Below are 18,209 nucleotides of genomic sequence, written 5' to 3'. Positions count from 1 at the left end.
GCACCTCGCTGCGTTGTCGAATCGCCCGAATACGCCCAGTATGAGGACGACTCTCCGCCTTGCGATGCACCGCATCTGACGCCGCGCGCTCATCCGCCGGGTATTGCGGGACAGCCCTTAGGCGGCACCCGAAAGTCGTTGGTGAGTCCATCCGCGCGCTGCTGCAATGGGCGGATGGATCACGACGAGGTGCTCGGCCGGTTCGACCACCGGATGCGACGGCACGCACCAGGCGGCGAGCGGATCGGCGACGTGGTGCGCCAGGTCGGCGCCGAGGGCGACTGGAACGGCATCGTCTGGTCCGGCCTGGACCCGGCCACGGCCGACACCGCGATCGCCCGGCAGGTGCGGTACTTCACCGCCCTGGGGCGTGACTTCGAGTGGAAACTCTACGGGTACGACCAGCCGCACGACCTGGGCACCCGGCTGCGGGCAGCGGGCTTCACACCCGGGCCCGAGGAGACGGTCATGGTCGCCGAGACCCGCGATCTGCCCACCGCCGTCCAACTCCCCGACGGCATCCGGCTGGAGACCGTCACCGACGCCGCAGGCGTGGAACTCCTGGTGGACGTGCACGAGCAGGCCTTCGGCGCGGGCGGCGCCCGGCTGCGCGAACAGCTCATCGCCCAGCTGGCGCAGACCCCGGACACCGTCCTCATGACCGTAGCGATGGCCGGGGACCGTCCGGTCTGCGGGGCGCGCATGGAGCTTCACCCGGGCACCGGCTTCGCCGGCCTGTGGGGCGGCGGCACCGTCGCCGACTGGCGGGGCCGCGGCATCTACCGGGCACTGATCGCTCACCGGGCCCGTGTCGCCGCCGCGAACGGCTGCCGCTTCCTTCAGGTCGACGCCTCGGACCAGAGCCGTCCCATCCTGCAACGGCTCGGCTTCGCGGCGCTGAGCACCACCACTCCTTACGTCTACGAGACGTCGGCGGGCCGACCCCCTGAGGTCTGAGGCCCCCGCCGAAGGGGCCTTAGGACGCGGTCGCCGGTATGGGGACGCGTCTAAGGACCCCGACGCCGCCAAGATGCGGAACCCTCCCGATGTGGCGGACCCCCCTGGGAAACGAAAGTTGAGGCATCGCAAGACGCCGAGACAACTCGCAACCAGGGAGTACGACATGTTCGAGTACAGGATGCACGAGCTCCGGCTGGCCGACCTGCTCCGTGAGGCCGAGAACGCGCGCCTCGTCCGGCAGGTGCGCAGGGCCCGCCGCGCCGCCAGACGGTCCGCCAAGGACACAGGGGAGGGGCCGGTGAGTCGCCACAGCACCCGCTACGAGCGAGCCGCTTGAGCGGGCGTGGCCGCGCGTGACAACCGTCGTTCCGATCAAGGGTGCTGCATTGTCCGAGGGCTGTGCGATGCTCGGCACCGTGGAGACCAGGTCCGTCAGCCCCGTGTTCGTCGGTCGCGCCGGTGAACTGACCGTGCTCGGCGACGCGCTCGCCCGCGCCGCCACCGGTGCCGCGGGCGAGCCGCAGGCGCTGCTCATCGGCGGTGAGGCCGGAGTCGGCAAGACCCGGCTCGTCGAGGAGCTGCTCACCGAGGCGTGCCGCCGTCAGGCTGTCGTCGCGGTCGGGGGATGTGTCGAGATCGGCGCGGACGGGCTTCCGTTCGCGCCGATCTCGACCGCACTGCGCGCGCTCCACCGCCAGCTGCCCAAGGAGCTGGCGGCGGCCGCGGCCGGGCAGGAGGACGAACTGGCCCGGCTGCTGCCCGAGTTGGGAGAGAGCCGCAGAGCCAGAAGCAGACACGACGAAGAGAGCATGGCCCGCCTGTTCGAGCTCACCGCGCGCCTCCTGGAGCGCGTCGCCGCGGACCGCACGGTCGTGCTCGTCCTGGAGGACATGCACTGGGCCGACGCCTCCACCCGCCATCTGCTCGCGTACCTCTTCAGGACGCTGCGCCGCGGCAGGCTCGTCGTGATCGCGACCTATCGCTCCGACGACGTCCACCGGCGCCACCCCCTGCGGCCCTTCCTCGCCGAGCTCGACCGCATGCGCACCGTGCAGCGCATCGAGCTGACCCGCTTCAACCGCGGCGAAGTCCACCGCCAGATGGCCGGCATCCTGGCCAGCGAGCCCGAACCGGCCCTGGTGGACCGGGTCTTCGAGCGCTCCGACGGCAATGCCTTCTTCGTCGAGGAGCTTGCCTGCAGCATCGCCGGGGGCTGCGCGACGGGCCTGTCGGACTCGCTGCGCGACATTCTTCTCGTACGCATCGAGGCACTGCCCGAGGGCGCCCAGCAGATCGCGCGGATCGTCGCCGAAGGCGGCTCGACCGTGGAGTACGGTCTCCTGCTCGCCGTGGCCCGGCTGGGCGAGGACGACCTCATCGAGGCGCTGCGGGCCGCGGTCGGCGCGAACATCCTCCAGGCCACGCCCGACGGGGACGGCTACCGCTTCCGGCACTCCCTCGCGCGCGAGGCCGTCAGCGACGACCTGCTGCCCGGCGAGCGCTCCCGGCTCAACCTGAGGTACGCGCAGGCGCTGGAGGCCGATCCCTGGCTCGTACGGGACGAGGAGCGGGCCACCCGGCTCGCCAGCTACTGGTACCAGGCGCACGACCCCGCCAAGGCCCTTCCGGCCGTGCTCAGCGCCTCGATCGAGGCCCGGCGGCGGCATGCCTACGCCGAGCAACTGAAGCTGCTGGACCGGGCGATGGAACTGTGGGACAGCGCCCCGGACGAGGTGCGGGCGGCGCTGCGGCCCGTGGACTACGCCGAGGCGTACCCTCCCTGCGGCTGTGACCCCGACACCACACCGCTGCGCTTCCTCGACCTGATGGCCGAGGCGTCCGTCGCGGGCCGCCTCAGCGGTGAACGCGAACACGCGCTGAAGATCACCAAGCGCGGGCAGCGGCTGGCAGCTGCGGAGGACGATCCGCTGCGCAGCGCCTGGTTCACGCTCCAGCGCTCCCTGCTGGTCTCCGCACTCGGCCGCGGCGACGGCTGGGCGGAGCTGGCCCAGGCGCAGGAGCTGGTGCGCGGACTGCCGCCGTCCGCCGTCCACGCGGAGGTGCTCGCGGAGGCGGCTGGCTGGGGCATGGTGCACGACCCCGGGCCGGGGAGCCTGGCGACCGCCGAGCGCGCGGTGCAGTACGCGCGCATGGTCGGCGAGGAGGACAACGAACTGCGCGCGCGGCTCATCCTCGGCAGCCTCATGGTCGACGCGGGCCACGTGGACGACGGGCTCGCGGAGATGTACGCGGTCAAGGAGCGAGTCGTCGCCCTCGGCACGCCCTCGCTCGTGGGGCGTACACATGTGAATCTACCGTCCGTGCTGGAGGGTGTCGGCCGCTCGCGGGAGTCCGTGGAGGTCCTCACCGAAGGGGTTGAACTCTCCCGTAAGTACGGTCTGTCGGACACCGAGGCATGGGTCCTGAACAACCTGGCCGAATCGTATTTCTCGCTGGGGCGCTGGACCGAGACGGCGCAGGCGGCGGACCGGGCGGCGCGGATCGCGCTGAGCCCCAAGCCGCGGGGGTTCGCCGCGTTCAAGTGGGCCGTCCTGGCCCTGGAGCGGGGCGATGCGGCGAAGGCCGCCGAGTGTCTTCAGGCGGCACGCGAGCACTTCGGGCCGCATGACCCGATGCCGCAGAGCTCCATACCGATGCACATGCTGGCGCTGAGCATTGCTGCCGCGCAGGGGCGTGTGCTGGACGCCCGGGCGGAGTTCGAGCGGGCCGCGACGGCGGGCTTCCCGCCGGGCACCCAGCGCTACGGCTGGCCGCTGCTGCGGGCCGCGGCGGCGCTGGAGGCGGACACCCGCGGGCTGCCCGCGGCGGAGCCCGGCCGCGCCGAGGCACTGGACCGGATCCGCAAGGCGGCCAGGACCATGGTCAGCGCGGTGCCCGTCTGGATGGCGCACGAACGCTGGACCCGTGCCGAACTGCTGCGCGCCGGTGGCGAGGACACGGCCCTCGACTGGGCCGAGGCGGCGGCGGCCTTCGAGGCGCTGGAGCGGCCGTACGACCTGGCGAGGGTCCGCCACCGCTGGGCGGAGGCCCTGCTTCAGTCCCACCGCGCACAGGCCACGGATCTGCTCCGGCAGGCTGCGGCGACGGCCGGAGACCTGGGCGCGCGGCCCCTGTCGGAGGACATCGCCCTGCTTGCCCAGCGGGCCCGCGTCTCCCTCGCGGGCGAACCGTCCCCGCCTGCGCCGGCCACGGGGCCGGCGCTGGGGCTGACCCGCCGCGAGGAGGACGTCCTGCGGCTGGTCGCGGCGGGCCGCAGCAACCGTCAGATTGCCGAAGAGCTGTTCATCTCGCCGAAGACGGCGAGTGTCCACGTCTCCAACATCCTGGGGAAACTGGGCGTCTCGGGCCGTGGTGAGGCGGCGGCGCTGGCGCACCGGCTGCGACTGTTCCCGCCCGGGGAGGCGGGGGACGTGGCGGCGTCGGCGTGACGCGGCTGGATGCCAGGCGGGAGCCCGGGCTCTACTTCACCTCCAGCTGAAGGATCCTGTCGTCCCCCGGCCGGGGTGTGCCCCGGTTGTCCGTCTCGCTCGTCACGAGCCAGAGCTTCGCGCCACCCACCGCGACGACCGTGCGCAGCCGTCCGTACTTCCCCTGCAGGAACGACTGGGGTTGCGCCGAAGGTTTCGCGCCCGCGAGCGGGATGCGCCAGAGCCTTTCGCCCCTCAGCGAGGCCATCCAGATCGAGCCCTCGGCGTACGCGATGCCGCTCGGTGACGCGTCCGCCGTCCTCCACTGGGCGACCGGGTCCACGAAGCCCGGCTTGCCGCCCCTGCCTTCCACCTCCGGCCAGCCGTAGTTCTTTCCCGGCTCGATCAGATTGAGCTCGTCCCAGGTGTTCTGGCCGAACTCCGCCGCCCACAGGCGCTTGTCGGAGTCCCAGGCGAGTCCCTGCACGTTGCGGTGACCCCAGGAGTAGACGACGGAGTCGGCCTCGGGATTGCCGTGCACCGGCCGGCCGTCCGGCGTCATCCGCAGGATCTTGCCGCCCAGTGACTTCTTGTTCTGGGCGAGCGACATGTCACCGGTCTCGCCCGTGCCCGCGTAGAGCATCTTGTCCGGGCCGAACGCAATCCGTCCGCCGTTGTGGATGCTGCCCTTGGGGATGCCCCTCAAGATCGTGTCCGGCGCGCCGAGTTGCTGACCCGCAGGCTTCTGTTCGTCGTACAGCATGCGGGCGATGCGGTTGTCCGACTCGGTGGTGAAGTACGCGTACACCTGGTGGTCCGAGGCGAACGACGGGGACAGGGCCAGGCCCAGCAGCCCGCCCTCGCCGCCCGGAGAAACCCCGGGCACCGAGCCGATCAACGTCTGCTTGCCGCTCTCCCCGTCGACCCGGGTGATCGTCCCCTCGTCGCGAGAGGCGACCAGCAGATCGCCGTCGGCCAGCGCGGCGACGCCCCATGGGGACTCCAGGCCCTCGGTCAGTGTGGACACCACCTTCACCGAGCCCTTGGCCGGCGGGGCGGTGGGGCCCGGCGAGCCGCCCACGCCGGAAGAGGAGGCGGCCGGTGCCGATGCCGCCCCCGTGGAGCCGGCCGGCGGCTCGGCGTCACCGGACGAGCAACCGGCCGCGAGCAGAAGCACGGCAGTGGCCAACGCGGCCGTCACAGCAGGACGTTGCACAGTTCTGATCCCTTCGAGGGCTGCTTCAGCTGCCTGACTACTGTTCTTACACCGCAGCCGCCTCAGAGGTACCCGATCTGCCGGGAAGGGCGACAAGAAGGGGAACCCTGCGGTGCACTCAGTCCCAGGATCCCCTCGCCCGCGGCAGTCCCGCCATCTCAGCCACATCCCGCCCGGTGAGCTCCAGATCGGCCGCCCCCGCGTTCTCCACGGCCCACGCCTCCCGCTTCGCCCCCGGCACCGCCACCACATGACGTGCCTGTGCCAGTACCCACGCCGGCGCCACCCGCGCCGGTGTCGTGTCGCCGCCGTGCCGCTTGGCGATCCGCCTCAGCCCCGCCACGACCGGCTGGTTCGCCGCCATCATCTCGGCCGTGAACCGCGGATGCCGCGCCCGCACATCGTCCGGCTAGAATCCCTGGCCGGGAGTGAGCGTCCCGGTCAGGAAGCCATTGCCCAGCGGCATCGCCGCCAGGAAACCCACCCCCCGCGCCTCGCACCAGGGCAGCAGCCGCTCCAGCGCCTCGGGCGACCACACCGAGAGCTCCGCCTGCACCGCGCTCACCGGGAACACCTGCTGCACCCGCTCCAGCTGCCGGATCGTTCCGTCGTACAGGTCTCCCCGGCCGCGGCGCGAGGCCCGCGCCCCCACCGCGCACAGCCCCAGCGCCCGTACCTTCCCCGCGCTCACCAGCTCAGCCATCGCGCCCCAGGTCTCCTCGACCGGAACCTTCGGATCTGCCCGGTGGAGCTGATAGAGGTCGATCACTTCCGTCCCCTGCCCCGCAGCGAGGCGTCACAGGCCCGCTTCACGTACCCCGGCCGGCCGTCGGCGACCACATGCTGATCGCCGACGAGAAGCCCGACCTTCGTCGACACGAACGCGTCCCGGCGCCGTTCCCTGAGCACCCGGCCGATCAGCAGTTCATTGGTGAAGGGCCCGTACATGTCGGCCGTGTCCAGCAGGCTGGAGCCGGCGTCGAGCGCGGCGTGCACAGTACGAAGGGAGCGGTCCCCGCGCTGCTGGGAGCCGGTACGCCCAGCTCATCGGCATACAGCCGAGCCCGATCGCGCCCACTTCGAGCGCCGCCGCACCGATTGTCCTGCGCTGCACCTGCCCGTACCCCTCCTCAGGCCCGGCCGCCGACCAAACCAACCAATGCGGCCGGCGGTCCTTCGCATAGCCTCCTGACCATGACTGCAGACGTGTGGCTCCCGATTCCGGCCGACGAGATCGACGGGCTTCCCGACCCTTCGGACTCGGGCCTGACCTACCGGTTCTGGGACGGCGGCCCGGACTTCCCCGCCGACCCCGCCGACTGTGCCTTCTATGCCGTCCCGTACATGAAGGGCACGGAGGTCGCGGTCCGTCCGCTGGCCGCGATGACGGCGGTACGCGTCGTCCAGACCCTCTCCGCCGGAATAGACCATGTGGAGCCGGGGCTCGGCTCGCTCCCCCCAGGGGTACGCCTGTGCAATGCCAAGGGCGTCCATGAAGCCTCGACGGCCGAGCTCACGCTCGCCCTGATCCTTGCCTCGCTGCGCGGTCTCCCCGGTTTCGTGCGCGGCCAGGACCAGGAGGAATGGCGCGCGGGCTTCTATCCGGCGCTCGCCGACAAGGCGGTACTCATCGTCGGCTACGGGTCGATCGGTGCCGCGATCGAGGACCGGCTCACGCCGTTCGAATGTGCGCGGGTGGCGCGCGTCGCGCGCTCCGCCCGTACATCGGAGCGCGGTGAAGTGCGCGCACTCGCCGATCTGCCCGATGTGCTGCCCGAAGCGGACATTGTGATCCTTTCCACCCCGCTCACAGAGCAGACGAAGGGTCTGGCGAACGCCGGCTTCCTGGCCCGGATGAAGGACGGTGCGCTGCTGGTCAACGTCGCGCGTGGCCCGGTCGTCGACACCAAGGCGCTGCTCGCCGAGGTGCAGAGCGGGCGTATCACCGCCGCGCTGGATGTCACCGATCCGGAGCCGCTGCCCGCCGGGCACCCCCTGTGGCATGCCCCGGGGGTGCTCATCAGCCCCCATGTGGGCGGCTCCACCTCGGCGTTCATGCCGCGCGCCAAGCGGCTGCTCGCCGGGCAGATCACGCGATTCGCCGCGGGCGATCCGGTTCGCAACGTGGTGTTCACGACCGAATAGCTGCCCGGCCCGCCCACTTCGGGCACTCTGTGAAGTCACTCGAATGCGCCGCGTGCCGCCCATGACTGCCATGGTCACTGAGAGTAGAGGAACTATGTCCCTGAGTGACCGTTCTGGTGTATCGTCCCGACGGGGGGCTGCACCAAGCACGGGGCGGTGCCGCGCCGCGACCTGATTGCCGATCAAGCTTCGAGGGGGGCGACGGGCGATGAACGGCCAGTGGACGAAGCATCCGACGCGGCAGGACCGCCGACGGCGACCCTCGTACGCTCCTGGGCGCAGACCCGATGCGGCGCCGGTCGAACCGGCGATGTTCCCAGCGCCGCAGGCCGGGCCGCCACAGGCCGGGCCGGCGACGGTCAGGCAGGCGCCGGTGCTCCCCGGGGCAGCCCGGTGAGCGCCCCGGGTGCGCTCATGACCCGGCAGACGGTCTCGGGCGGCCCCACCGGACTGCTGCCCCGACTCCTCCTTGCCGCGGTCTGCGCCGGGTACGGCCTGGGCGCCGCCTTCGGCTGGGGATCGCCCGAAGTGGCTCTGATCATGGGCGACTTCGGGCTGAGCGCCGCGGCCCTGATCGCCGCCGTCTCCTGCCTTGTCTACGCCCGCCGGGGGAAGGGCTGCTTTCGGCCCGCCTGGCTGCTGTTCGCGATCTCCTCCGCGATGGCCTCCGGCGGTAACGCCGTCTGGGGCTGGTACGAGGTCGTACTGGAGCGTGAGGTGCCGAGCCCCTCCGTCGCCGACCTGTTCTTCCTCTGCTTCGCGCCGCCGGCCATCGTCGGCCTCCTCGTCCTCGCCAAACGACCGGTCACCAGGGCCGGCTGGGTCTGTCTCGCGCTGGACGCCTGGCTGATCGGCGGCTCGCTGCTCACCCTGTCCTGGAGTCTCGCGCTCGCCCACACCGCGCATGCGCAGGGCGAGAGCGTGGCACCCGCCGCCCTCGCGCTCGCCTATCCGCTGCTCGACATCGTGCTGGTCAGCATGGTGCTCGCGCTGCACTTCCGGCGCTCGTCCGCCAACCGGTCAGCGGTGAACACCGCCATTGCCGCGCTCGCCCTGACCGTCCTGTGCGATGCGCTGTTCACCTCGCAGCTGCTGCGGGACAGCTACCACTCGGGCCAGCTTCTGGACGCCGGGTGGTTCGCCGGTTCGCTGCTGCTGGCGTACGCCCCCTGGGGCGCCCGCCGTTCGCCGGAGGCGACGCGCACACCGCGCGGCCCGCGCCACCTCACCCGCCCCGTCGCCGGCTCGCTGGCCGCCCTCACGCCGTATCTCGCGGCCGCCGTGTGCACCCTCGGGATCCTCTACAACGTCATCGAGGGCCGCCGTGTGGACCGGGTCGTCGTCCTCACCGGCTGCACCGTCGTCCTCGCCCTCGTCGTCCGCCAGGGCATCATGCTCCTCGACAACATCGCCCTCACCCATGAACTGGCCCAGAAGGAGAACCACTTCCGCTCGCTGGTGCAGGGATCGAGCGATGTCATCATGATCGCCGCCCCCACCGGGGTACTGCGCTACGTCAGCCCGGCCGCCTCCGGTGTCTACGGCCGCGAGGCGGAGGAGCTCATCGGCTCCGAGCTGGCCTCCCTCATCCACCCGCAGGATCTCGACCGGGTGGTCCGCGAAGTGCGCCGGTTTCTGGCCTCTCCTCCCGAGGAGGAGCCCACCACCCGGATCGAGTGCCGCTTCAAGTCCGGCACCGGCGACTGGCTCAATGTGGAGTCCACGGTCAACCGCCACCAGGGCGGCCTGATCTTCAACAGCCGGGATGTCACCGAACGGGTACGCCTCCAGGCGCAGTTGCAGCACAACGCCGAGCACGACCCGCTCACCGACCTGCCCAACCGCGCGCTGTTCACCGAGCGCGTCCGCCGGGCGCTCACCGGCCGCCGCGCGGGCGACTCGGGCACCGCTGTGCTCTTCATCGACCTCGACGGCTTCAAGGGGGTCAACGACCGCCTGGGCCACCAGGCGGGCGACGAGCTGCTGATCCAGGCGGCCCGCCGCCTCCAGGACTCGGTACGCAGCGGGGACACGGCCGCCCGCCTGGGCGGCGACGAGTTCGCAGCCCTGATCGTCGGCGACGGTTCCCGCGACGAGTCGGCCCGTGAGTACCAGGTGCAGGAGATCGCCGACCGGCTGCGCCTTACCCTCTCCCAGCCGTACCGCATCGACGGCAGCGAAGTGCGGGTGGCCGCCTCCATCGGGGTGGCCTTCGCCGAACCCGGCATCACCCCCACCAACCTCATGCGCAACGCCGATCTCGCCATGTATCGCGCCAAGGGGGCGGGCAAGGACCGCGTCGAGCTGTATGCCCCGCAGATGCAGGCCGAGGTGGTGCGCCGCAGCGAGCTGGCCGCCCGGCTGCGCAGCGCACTGCACGAGGGTGAGTTCGCGCTGTTGCACCAGCCCGTGGTGAGTCTTGCCACCGGGCAGGTCACCGCCGTGGCCGCCCAGGCCCGCTGGCGATCGGCCCAGGGGATCTTGTTCACGCAGGCCGAGTTCCTGCGGGTCGTGGACGCCGCCGCGGACACCCAGGAGGGCATCCGCACCGCCGAGCTCGGCCGCTGGCTGCTCGAAGAGGCCGTTGAGCAGGCCGCCGAGCGAAGCAGGCTGGGTCACCGGGTGCCGGTGTCGGTGCGGCTCTCGGCCGGCAGGCTGCTGGACACGTCGCTCCCACTCGGCTCCATCGAGGCCCTGCTCACCCGGCACGGGCTGCCCTCGGGCGCCCTGATCATCGAGCTCGCGGACAGCGATCCGCGGATCTCCTTCGACGATCTGGAGAAGCGCCTGGTTTCGTTGCGCAGACTCGGTGTACGGATCGCGCTGGACGGTTTCGGCAGCGGTTACGCCGCGATCAACGCACTGCGCAGGCTCCCCGTGGACGTACTGAAACTGGACAGGGGTCTGGTGGAGGGTGTCGTCGAGTCCGCCCGGCTGCACAAGATCACCGCGGGGCTGCTGCGGATCGCCTGCGATCTCGGCATGCAGTCCGTGGCGGACGGCGTGGATGTGCCGGAGCAGGTGCTCGCCCTGCGCGCCATGGGGTGTACGCACGGCCAGGGCATGGCATTCTCCGGAGCACTGGACGAGTACCGGCTGCGCCGCGCCCTGGTGCGCGGCGAGTTCCCGGTGCCCGGCGAAATCGCCCTGCCCGCCCTGACGGGTGGCGCGTTCCCTGCCTGCAATGGCTCAAATAGTGAGACGCGCGTCCCACCCACTTGACACTGACAGTGCGCCGGGGAGAGGGTCAGTGCCATGCGCACCCGAATTCTCGTACTTGGAAAGCGCGTCGGCTGAGCAAGGCCTCATGGAAGCCCTGCAGACCCCTCCCGACGCGCTCCCCTCGCTTGCCATACGGCACGAGGGGTTTTTTGTTGCACTGGAACACCCCAAACCCTCGCAAAAACCCTCAGCTTCGAGAAGAGAATGCCGATGACCGAGCAGGCCACCGGGGCCCACCATCCGCAGCCGCGGGCCCGTACCGGCGGACAGCAGACCGCCGCAGTTGAGCACGTCACGGGCGCGCAGTCCCTCATCCGTTCTCTCGAGGAAGTGGGGGCCGACACGGTGTTCGGCATCCCCGGCGGCGCCATCCTCCCCGCGTACGACCCGATGATGGACTCCACCAAGGTCCGTCACGTCCTGGTCCGCCACGAGCAGGGCGCCGGCCACGCGGCCACCGGCTACGCGCAGGCCACCGGCAAGGTCGGCGTCTGCATGGCCACCTCGGGCCCCGGCGCCACCAACCTGGTCACCCCGATCGCCGACGCCCACATGGATTCCGTGCCCCTCGTCGCGATCACCGGGCAGGTGGCCTCCAAGGCGATCGGTACCGACGCCTTCCAGGAGGCGGACATCTGCGGCATCACGATGCCGATCACCAAGCACAACTTCCTGGTCACCAAGGCCGACGACATCCCGCGCACCATCGCCGAGGCCTTCCACATCGCCTCGACGGGACGCCCGGGCCCGGTCCTGGTCGACATCGCCAAGGACGCGCTTCAGGCGCAGACGGTCTTCAGCTGGCCGCCGCAGACCGACCTGCCCGGCTACCGGCCCGTGACCAAGCCGCACGCCAAGCAGATCCGCGAGGCGGCGAAGCTGATCGTCCAGGCCAAGCGTCCCGTCCTGTACGTCGGCGGCGGCGTCATCAAGTCCGGCGCCACCACCGAGCTGAAGGTTCTCGCCGAGCTCACCGGAGCCCCCGTCACCACCACCCTGATGGCGCTGGGCGCGTTCCCCGACAGCCACCCGCTGCATGTGGGAATGCCGGGCATGCACGGTGCGGTCACCGCCGTCACCGCGCTGCAGAAGGCCGACCTGATCGTCGCCCTCGGAGCCCGTTTCGACGACCGCGTCACCGGAAAGCTGGACAGCTTCGCTCCGTACGCGAAGATCGTCCACGCCGACATCGATCCGGCCGAGATCGGCAAGAACCGCACCGCCGACGTCCCGATCGTCGGAGACGCCCGCGAGGTCATCGCCGATCTGGTCCAGGCCGTCCAGGCCGAGCACAGCGACGGCCACACGGGCGACTACGCCGCCTGGTGGAAGGATCTGAGCCGCTGGCGCGAGACCTACCCGCTCGGTTACGACCAGCCGGACGACGGCAGCCTCTCACCGCAGCAGGTCATCCAGCGCATCGGCGAACTGGCCCCCGAGGGCACCATCTACGCCGCGGGCGTCGGCCAGCACCAGATGTGGGCCGCGCACTTCATCCAGTACGAGAAGCCCGCCACCTGGCTGAACTCCGGCGGCGCGGGGACGATGGGCTACGCGGTCCCGGCCGCGATGGGGGCCAAGGCGGGGGCGCCGGACCGCACGGTCTGGGCGATCGATGGTGACGGCTGCTTCCAGATGACCAATCAGGAGCTCACCACCTGTGCCCTGAACAACATCCCGATCAAGGTCGCGATCATCAACAACGGCGCGCTGGGGATGGTCCGCCAGTGGCAGACCCTCTTCTACAACCAGCGCTACTCCAGCACCGTCCTGCACGCGGACGACACGGGCCACCACATGGCGGGCTCCCAGGTCGGCGCGAGCACCTCGGCGCGCAAGGGCACCCGCGTCCCGGACTTCGTCAAGCTGTCCGAGGCCATGGGCTGCCACGCGATCCGCTGTGAGTCCCCGGACGAGCTGGACAAGGTCATCGCCGAGGCCAACGCGATCAACGACCGCCCCGTCGTGATCGACTTCATCGTCCACGAAGACGCGCAGGTCTGGCCGATGGTCGCCGCGGGCACCTCCAACGACGAGGTCATGGCGGCGCGCGGCGTCCGCCCCGACTTCGGCGACAACGAAGACGACTGAGAGCCGTAGGAAGAGGAACGACGACCATGTCCAAGCACACGCTCTCCGTCCTGGTCGAGAACACGCCAGGCATCCTCGCCCGGATCGCCGCGCTGTTCTCACGCCGCGGGTTCAACATCGACTCGCTCGCCGTCGGTGTCACCGAGCACCCCGACATCTCCCGCATCACGATCGTGGTCAATGTCGAGGACCTGCCGCTGGAGCAGGTGACCAAGCAGCTCAACAAGCTCGTCAACGTTCTGAAGATCGTCGAACTCGAGCCCGCCGGCGCGATCCAGCGTGAACTCGTTCTGGTGAAGGTCCGCGCCGACAACGAGACCCGCTCGCAGATCGTCGAGATCGTCCAGCTGTTCCGCGCCAAGACGGTGGACGTCTCACCCGAGGCGGTCACGATCGAGGCAACCGGCGGTGCCGACAAGCTGGACGCCATGCTCAAGATGCTGGAGCAGTTCGGTATCAAGGAGCTCGTCCAGTCCGGCACGATCGCCATAGGGCGCGGCGCCCGGTCCATCACGGACCGGTCCCTGCGGGCCCTGGACCGTTCCGCCTAGCGAGACTCTTCGCCGTCCCCACCCCCTCCCGCCGTACGGTGGGACGTAACACTGCACACCAAGGAGATATCCCAGTGGCCGAGCTGTTCTACGACGACGATGCCGACCTGTCCATCATCCAGAACCGCAAGGTCGCGGTCATCGGCTACGGCAGCCAGGGCCACGCCCACGCGCTGTCGCTGCGTGACTCGGGTGTCGACGTCCGTGTCGGTCTGCACGAGGGCTCCAAGTCCAAGGCCAAGGCCGAGGAGCAGGGTCTGCGCGTCGTGACGCCCGCCGAGGCCGCGGCCGAGGCCGACGTCATCATGATCCTCATCCCGGACCCGATCCAGGCCCAGGTGTACGAGGAGTCCATCAAGGACAACCTGAAGGACGGCGACGCGCTGTTCTTCGCCCACGGCTTCAACATCCGCTTCGGCTTCATCAAGGTCCCGGCCGGTGTGGACGTCGCCCTCGTCGCCCCCAAGGGCCCGGGCCACCTGGTCCGCCGCCAGTACGAGGAGGGCCGCGGCGTCCCGGCGATCGCCGCTGTCGAGCAGGATGCCTCCGGCAATGCGTTCGCCCTGGCCCTCTCGTACGCGAAGGCCATCGGCGGCACCCGCGCCGGAGTCATCAAGACCACCTTCACCGAGGAGACCGAGACCGACCTGTTCGGTGAGCAGGCCGTCCTCTGCGGTGGTACGTCCGCGCTGGTCAAGGCGGGCTTCGAGACACTGGTCGAGGCCGGCTACCAGCCGGAGATCGCGTACTTCGAGTGCCTCCACGAGCTGAAGCTGATCGTGGACCTGATGTACGAGGGCGGCCTGGAGAAGATGCGCTGGTCGGTCTCCGAGACCGCCGAGTGGGGCGACTACGTCACCGGCCCCCGCATCATCACGGACCAGACCAAGGCCGAGATGAAGAAGGTCCTCTCCGAGATCCAGGACGGCACCTTCGCCCGGAACTGGATGGACGAGTACCACGGCGGTCTGAAGAAGTACAACGAGTACAAGACGCAGGACGAGAACCACCTGCTGGAGACCACCGGCAAGGAGCTTCGCAAGCTCATGAGCTGGGTCGACAACGAAGAGGCGTAAGCCTTGGGCCGGGGGCCGGGACGGATGCGTCCCGGCCCCCGCCACGGCGTACCGCCGCGACCCGGTGGCTTCTCCACTCCGTCCAGCCACGGACGGGTGATCCTGCCTTCGAGGCGCACGACGCACCTCCTGACAGCACTACACTTCTCAGACATACGCGTTCAGGCCCACAGTGTCGTGCGTCTTCCACGCGGCTAGCCCCTCCACCGCCTGCGGCCGTCGGGACGGCCGTCCGCACTGGACTTGTGAGGACCCACGTGAGCTCGAAACCTGTCGTACTCATCGCTGAAGAGCTGTCGCCCGCCACCGTCGACGCGCTGGGCCCGGACTTCGAGATCCGGCAATGCAACGGCGCCGACCGAGCGGAGCTGCTCCCCGCCATCGCCGATGTCGACGCGATCCTCGTGCGCAGCGCCACCAAGGTCGACGCCGAGGCCATCGCCGCCGCGAGGAAGCTGCGCGTCGTCGCCCGCGCGGGCGTCGGGCTGGACAATGTCGACGTCTCCGTCGCCACCAAGGCCGGCGTGATGGTCGTCAACGCCCCCACGTCGAACATCGTCACGGCCGCCGAGCTCGCCTGCGGTCTGCTGGTCGCCACCGCGCGCAATATTCCGCAGGCCAACACCGCCCTGAAGAACGGCGAGTGGAAGCGGTCCAAGTACACCGGCGTGGAGCTGAGCGAGAAGACCCTCGGCGTGGTGGGCCTCGGCCGCATCGGCGTTCTGGTCGCCCAGCGGATGTCGGCCTTCGGCATGAAGATCGTCGCGTACGACCCCTATGTGCAGCCCGCGCGTGCCGCTCAGATGGGCGTCAAGCTGCTGACGCTCGACGAGCTGCTGGAGGTCTCCGACTTCATCACCGTCCACCTGCCGAAGACCCCCGAGACCCTCGGTCTGATCGGCAACGAGGCGCTGCACAAGGTCAAGCCGTCGGTCCGGATCGTCAACGCCGCGCGCGGCGGGATCGTCGACGAGGCGGCGCTGTACTCGGCGCTCAAGGAGGGCCGGGTCGCCGGAGCGGGCCTGGACGTGTACGCGAAGGAGCCGTGCACCGACTCCCCGCTCTTCGAGCTCGACCAGGTCGTCTGCACCCCGCACCTCGGAGCGTCCACCGACGAGGCGCAGGAGAAGGCGGGCATCGCGGTTGCCCGCTCGGTGCGTCTCGCGCTCGCCGGTGAGCTCGTGCCCGACGCGGTGAACGTCCAGGGCGGCGTGATCGCCGAGGACGTGCGCCCGGGTCTGCCGCTCGCCGAGAAGCTCGGCCGGATCTTCACCGCGCTGGCGGGCGAGGTCGCGGTACGGCTCGATGTCGAGGTGTACGGCGAGATCACCCAGCACGACGTCAAGGTGCTCGAACTGTCCGCGCTCAAGGGCGTGTTCGAGGATGTCGTCGACGAGACGGTCTCGTATGTCAACGCCCCGCTGTTCGCGCAGGAGCGCGGCGTCGAGGTCCGGCTGACGACGAGTTCGGAGTCCCCGGACCACCGCAACGTCGTCACCGTCCGCGGCACGCTCTCGGGCGGTGAGGAGGTCGCGGTCTCCGGCACGCTGGCCGGTCCCAAGCACCTCCAGAAGATCGTCGCCATCGGTGACTACGACATCGACCTGGCGCTCGCCGACCACATGGTCGTCCTGCGGTACGAGGACCGTCCCGGCGTCGTCGGCACGGTCGGCCGGATCCTCGGTGAGGCCGGGCTGAACATCGCGGGCATGCAGGTCTCGCGCGCGGAGGAGGGCGGCGAGGCGGTCGTCGTGCTCACGGTGGACGACACGGTGCCGCCGGCGGTGCTGGGGGAGATCGCGGACGAGATCGGCGCGGCGTCGGCGCGCTCGGTGAACCTCACCGACTGACGCACTTGTACGCGAAAGGGCCCGGCTCACCGGGCCCTTTCGCATCGGCCAACGATCAGTGCGCGTCGACCAGTTCGGCGTCCGGTGCCCCCTCCGCGGCCGGTGCCTGCCGCAGCAGCGCCGCCGCCAGTACCGCCGCCGCGAGCAGCAGCACCCCCGCGTCGGCTGCCGCCAGCTGCATGCCGTGCGTGAAAGCTTCCCGGGCGGCACCCAGTACCGAATCGCCGAGCCTGTCCGGCAGCTGCCCGGCGACCGCCGCCGCGCCGCCCAGCGTCTCGCGGACCGTGCCCACCGCCTCGGCCGGCACACCCCGGGGCACGGAGTCCGTGAGATCCGCGCGGTAGACCGCCGTACCGATGGAGCCGAGTACGGCCATGCCCAGCGCTCCGCCGAACTCCTGGCCGGTCTCCAGCAGGGATGCGGCCGATCCGGCCTTCTCCGCCGGGGCCGAGGCCAGCGCCAGGTCCGAGATCAGCGCCATGACGGTGACGATGCCGCAGCCGATGACGGCCGCCCCGGCCAGCAGCATCCGGAGCGAGTCCGTGCCGGTGAGGGTGAGCAGGGCGAACCCGACAGCGGCGATGAGGAATCCCGCGGCGATGACATACGCCCGGTCGGTCTTCTGGCCGACCGCCGTGGCTGTCGGAGCCGCGGCGCCGACCGCCAGGGACGGGGCCAGGCTCCACAGCGCGGCCTCCATGGTGCCCATACCGAGCACGGACTGCAGGTACTGGGTGGTGAAGTAGGCCGAGCCCAACATCGCGAAGGCGGCGATGGTGTTGAGCGCGATCCCTGAGCCGAAGACGCGTCCTCGGAACAGCTCACGGCTGATCATCGCGTCGGTGCGGCTCCGCTGGCGGCGTACGAAGAGCGCGCCGACGGCCAGACCGGCCGCGATGCACAGGGCCATCGCGAGGCTGAAGCCTTCGGCCGCCATCTCTTTGAGGCCGTACACCACGGGCAGGACGGCGCCCATCGACAGCGGCACGCTCACCAGGTCGAAACGGCCGGGGGCGGGGTCCTTGAACTCCGGTACCAGGACCGGCACCAGGATCAGCAGAAGCAGCATCGCCGGCACATTGATCAGGAAGACCGAGCCCCACCAGAAGTGGTTGAGCATGACGCCGCTCATGACCGAACCGAGGGCGATACCAGCGGCCATGGCGCCCGACCAGATGCCTATGGCCTGACTGCGCTGCTTGTCGTCCGTGAACATATTGCGGACCAGGGCCATGGTCGAGGGCATCAGCGTGGCCCCGCCGATGCCGAGCAACGCCCGTGCGCCGATGAGCATTTCGGCGCTCTGCGCGTACGCCGCGCCGACCGAGGCGATCCCGAAGGCCGTGGCCCCGATCAGCAGGAGCCTGCGGCGGCCGATGCGGTCGCCGAGCGAGCCCATGGTGATCAGGAGCCCGGCGAGGGCGAAGGCGTAGATGTCGAAGATCCACAGCTGCTGCGTGCTGCTGGGATCCAGTTCGCGGCTGATCGCCGGGATGGCGAAGTAGAGGACCGAGACGTCCATCGAGACCAGGAGGAGCGGCAGCAGGAGCACCACGAAGGCGGTCCATTCCCGGCGTCCGGCGCGAAGTGCGGTGGAGTTCGTCATGCAGAGCAATGTACGGTCGTATAAAACATCTGTCTAGTACGAGCGTATAAGACGTTGGTCTGGG

The 18,209-nt window shown here is 70.3% G+C and carries 11 protein-coding genes and 1 pseudogene; 9 read left to right on the top strand and 3 right to left on the bottom strand.

Annotated elements, in window-relative coordinates; translation table 11 throughout:
* Positions 1-174 precede the first annotated feature (174 nt).
* The 3 genes from FBY35_RS10295 (at position 175) to FBY35_RS10290 (ending at position 4,409) form a co-directional block, all read left to right on the top strand.
* Positions 175-957, top strand: coding sequence for a GNAT family N-acetyltransferase (locus tag FBY35_RS10295; protein WP_142213496.1), 783 nt, complete (start codon positions 175-177; stop codon positions 955-957).
* 166 nt (positions 958-1,123) lie between these two features.
* Complete coding sequence (locus tag FBY35_RS36400) at positions 1,124-1,297, top strand: hypothetical protein (RefSeq protein WP_186356901.1); 174 nt, start codon at positions 1,124-1,126, stop codon at positions 1,295-1,297.
* Between the two features lie 67 nt (positions 1,298-1,364).
* A complete protein-coding gene (locus FBY35_RS10290; protein ID WP_142213495.1) occupies positions 1,365-4,409 on the top strand; it encodes a helix-turn-helix transcriptional regulator in 3,045 nt (1,014 codons plus the stop codon).
* 31 nt (positions 4,410-4,440) lie between these two features.
* On the opposite strand, the gene FBY35_RS10285 is transcribed toward FBY35_RS10290, so the two are convergent.
* Both FBY35_RS10285 and FBY35_RS10280 read right to left on the bottom strand, forming a co-directional pair.
* A complete protein-coding gene (locus tag FBY35_RS10285; protein ID WP_142213494.1) occupies positions 4,441-5,589 on the bottom strand; it encodes a sorbosone dehydrogenase family protein in 1,149 nt (382 codons plus the stop codon).
* A 133-nt stretch (positions 5,590-5,722) separates the two neighbouring features.
* A pseudogene (locus FBY35_RS10280) lies at positions 5,723-6,718 on the bottom strand (aldo/keto reductase).
* Between the two features lie 80 nt (positions 6,719-6,798).
* Between FBY35_RS10280 and FBY35_RS10275 the strand changes: the two are divergent.
* The 6 genes from FBY35_RS10275 to serA all read left to right on the top strand — a co-directional run bounded on the left by FBY35_RS10275 (position 6,799) and on the right by serA (position 16,539).
* On the top strand, positions 6,799-7,749 hold the full coding sequence (locus tag FBY35_RS10275; protein ID WP_142213493.1) for a 2-hydroxyacid dehydrogenase: 951 nt from the start codon (positions 6,799-6,801) through the stop codon (positions 7,747-7,749).
* Positions 7,750-8,142: 393 nt separating this feature from the next.
* Positions 8,143-10,971, top strand: a complete 2,829-nt coding sequence (locus FBY35_RS10270) for a bifunctional diguanylate cyclase/phosphodiesterase (RefSeq protein ID WP_186356978.1) — start codon at positions 8,143-8,145, stop codon at positions 10,969-10,971.
* Positions 10,972-11,175: 204 nt separating this feature from the next.
* On the top strand, positions 11,176-13,062 hold the full coding sequence (locus tag FBY35_RS10265) for an acetolactate synthase large subunit (RefSeq protein WP_142213491.1): 1,887 nt from the start codon (positions 11,176-11,178) through the stop codon (positions 13,060-13,062).
* A 26-nt stretch (positions 13,063-13,088) separates the two neighbouring features.
* Positions 13,089-13,613: an acetolactate synthase small subunit gene (gene ilvN, locus FBY35_RS10260; protein WP_142213490.1), complete on the top strand. Its 525-nt coding sequence runs from the start codon at positions 13,089-13,091 to the stop codon at positions 13,611-13,613.
* Positions 13,614-13,687: 74 nt separating this feature from the next.
* Positions 13,688-14,689, top strand: coding sequence for a ketol-acid reductoisomerase (gene ilvC / locus FBY35_RS10255; protein ID WP_142213489.1), 1,002 nt, complete (start codon positions 13,688-13,690; stop codon positions 14,687-14,689).
* A gap of 257 nt (positions 14,690-14,946) precedes the next feature.
* Positions 14,947-16,539, top strand: coding sequence for a phosphoglycerate dehydrogenase (serA, locus tag FBY35_RS10250; RefSeq protein ID WP_142213488.1), 1,593 nt, complete (start codon positions 14,947-14,949; stop codon positions 16,537-16,539).
* A 55-nt stretch (positions 16,540-16,594) separates the two neighbouring features.
* Here the strand turns inward: serA and FBY35_RS10245 are convergent, their stop codons facing one another.
* The gene (locus FBY35_RS10245) at positions 16,595-18,145 is read right to left on the bottom strand and encodes an MFS transporter (protein WP_142213487.1); all 1,551 of its coding nucleotides are present in this window, start codon (positions 18,143-18,145) and stop codon (positions 16,595-16,597) included.
* Positions 18,146-18,209 lie beyond the last annotated feature (64 nt).

Origin of the sequence: Streptomyces sp. SLBN-118 (genome assembly GCF_006715635.1) — a bacterium.
GTDB lineage: Bacteria > Actinomycetota > Actinomycetes > Streptomycetales > Streptomycetaceae > Streptomyces.
This window is presented reverse-complemented; position numbering and strand designations above follow the sequence as displayed.

Bases quoted from the DNA above. Each gene is read 5' to 3' on its own strand.
- ilvN (WP_142213490.1), top strand. From the start codon at position 13,089: ATGTCCAAGCACACGCTCTCCGTCCTGGTCGAGAACACGCCAGGCATC.
- FBY35_RS36400 (WP_186356901.1), top strand. From the start codon at position 1,124: ATGTTCGAGTACAGGATGCACGAGCTCCGGCTGGCCGACCTGCTCCGT.
- FBY35_RS10245 (WP_142213487.1), bottom strand. From the start codon at position 18,145: ATGACGAACTCCACCGCACTTCGCGCCGGACGCCGGGAATGGACCGCC.
- FBY35_RS10295 (WP_142213496.1), top strand. From the start codon at position 175: ATGGATCACGACGAGGTGCTCGGCCGGTTCGACCACCGGATGCGACGG.
- FBY35_RS10275 (WP_142213493.1), top strand. From the start codon at position 6,799: ATGACTGCAGACGTGTGGCTCCCGATTCCGGCCGACGAGATCGACGGG.
- FBY35_RS10265 (WP_142213491.1), top strand. From the start codon at position 11,176: ATGCCGATGACCGAGCAGGCCACCGGGGCCCACCATCCGCAGCCGCGG.
- FBY35_RS10290 (WP_142213495.1), top strand. From the start codon at position 1,365: ATGCTCGGCACCGTGGAGACCAGGTCCGTCAGCCCCGTGTTCGTCGGT.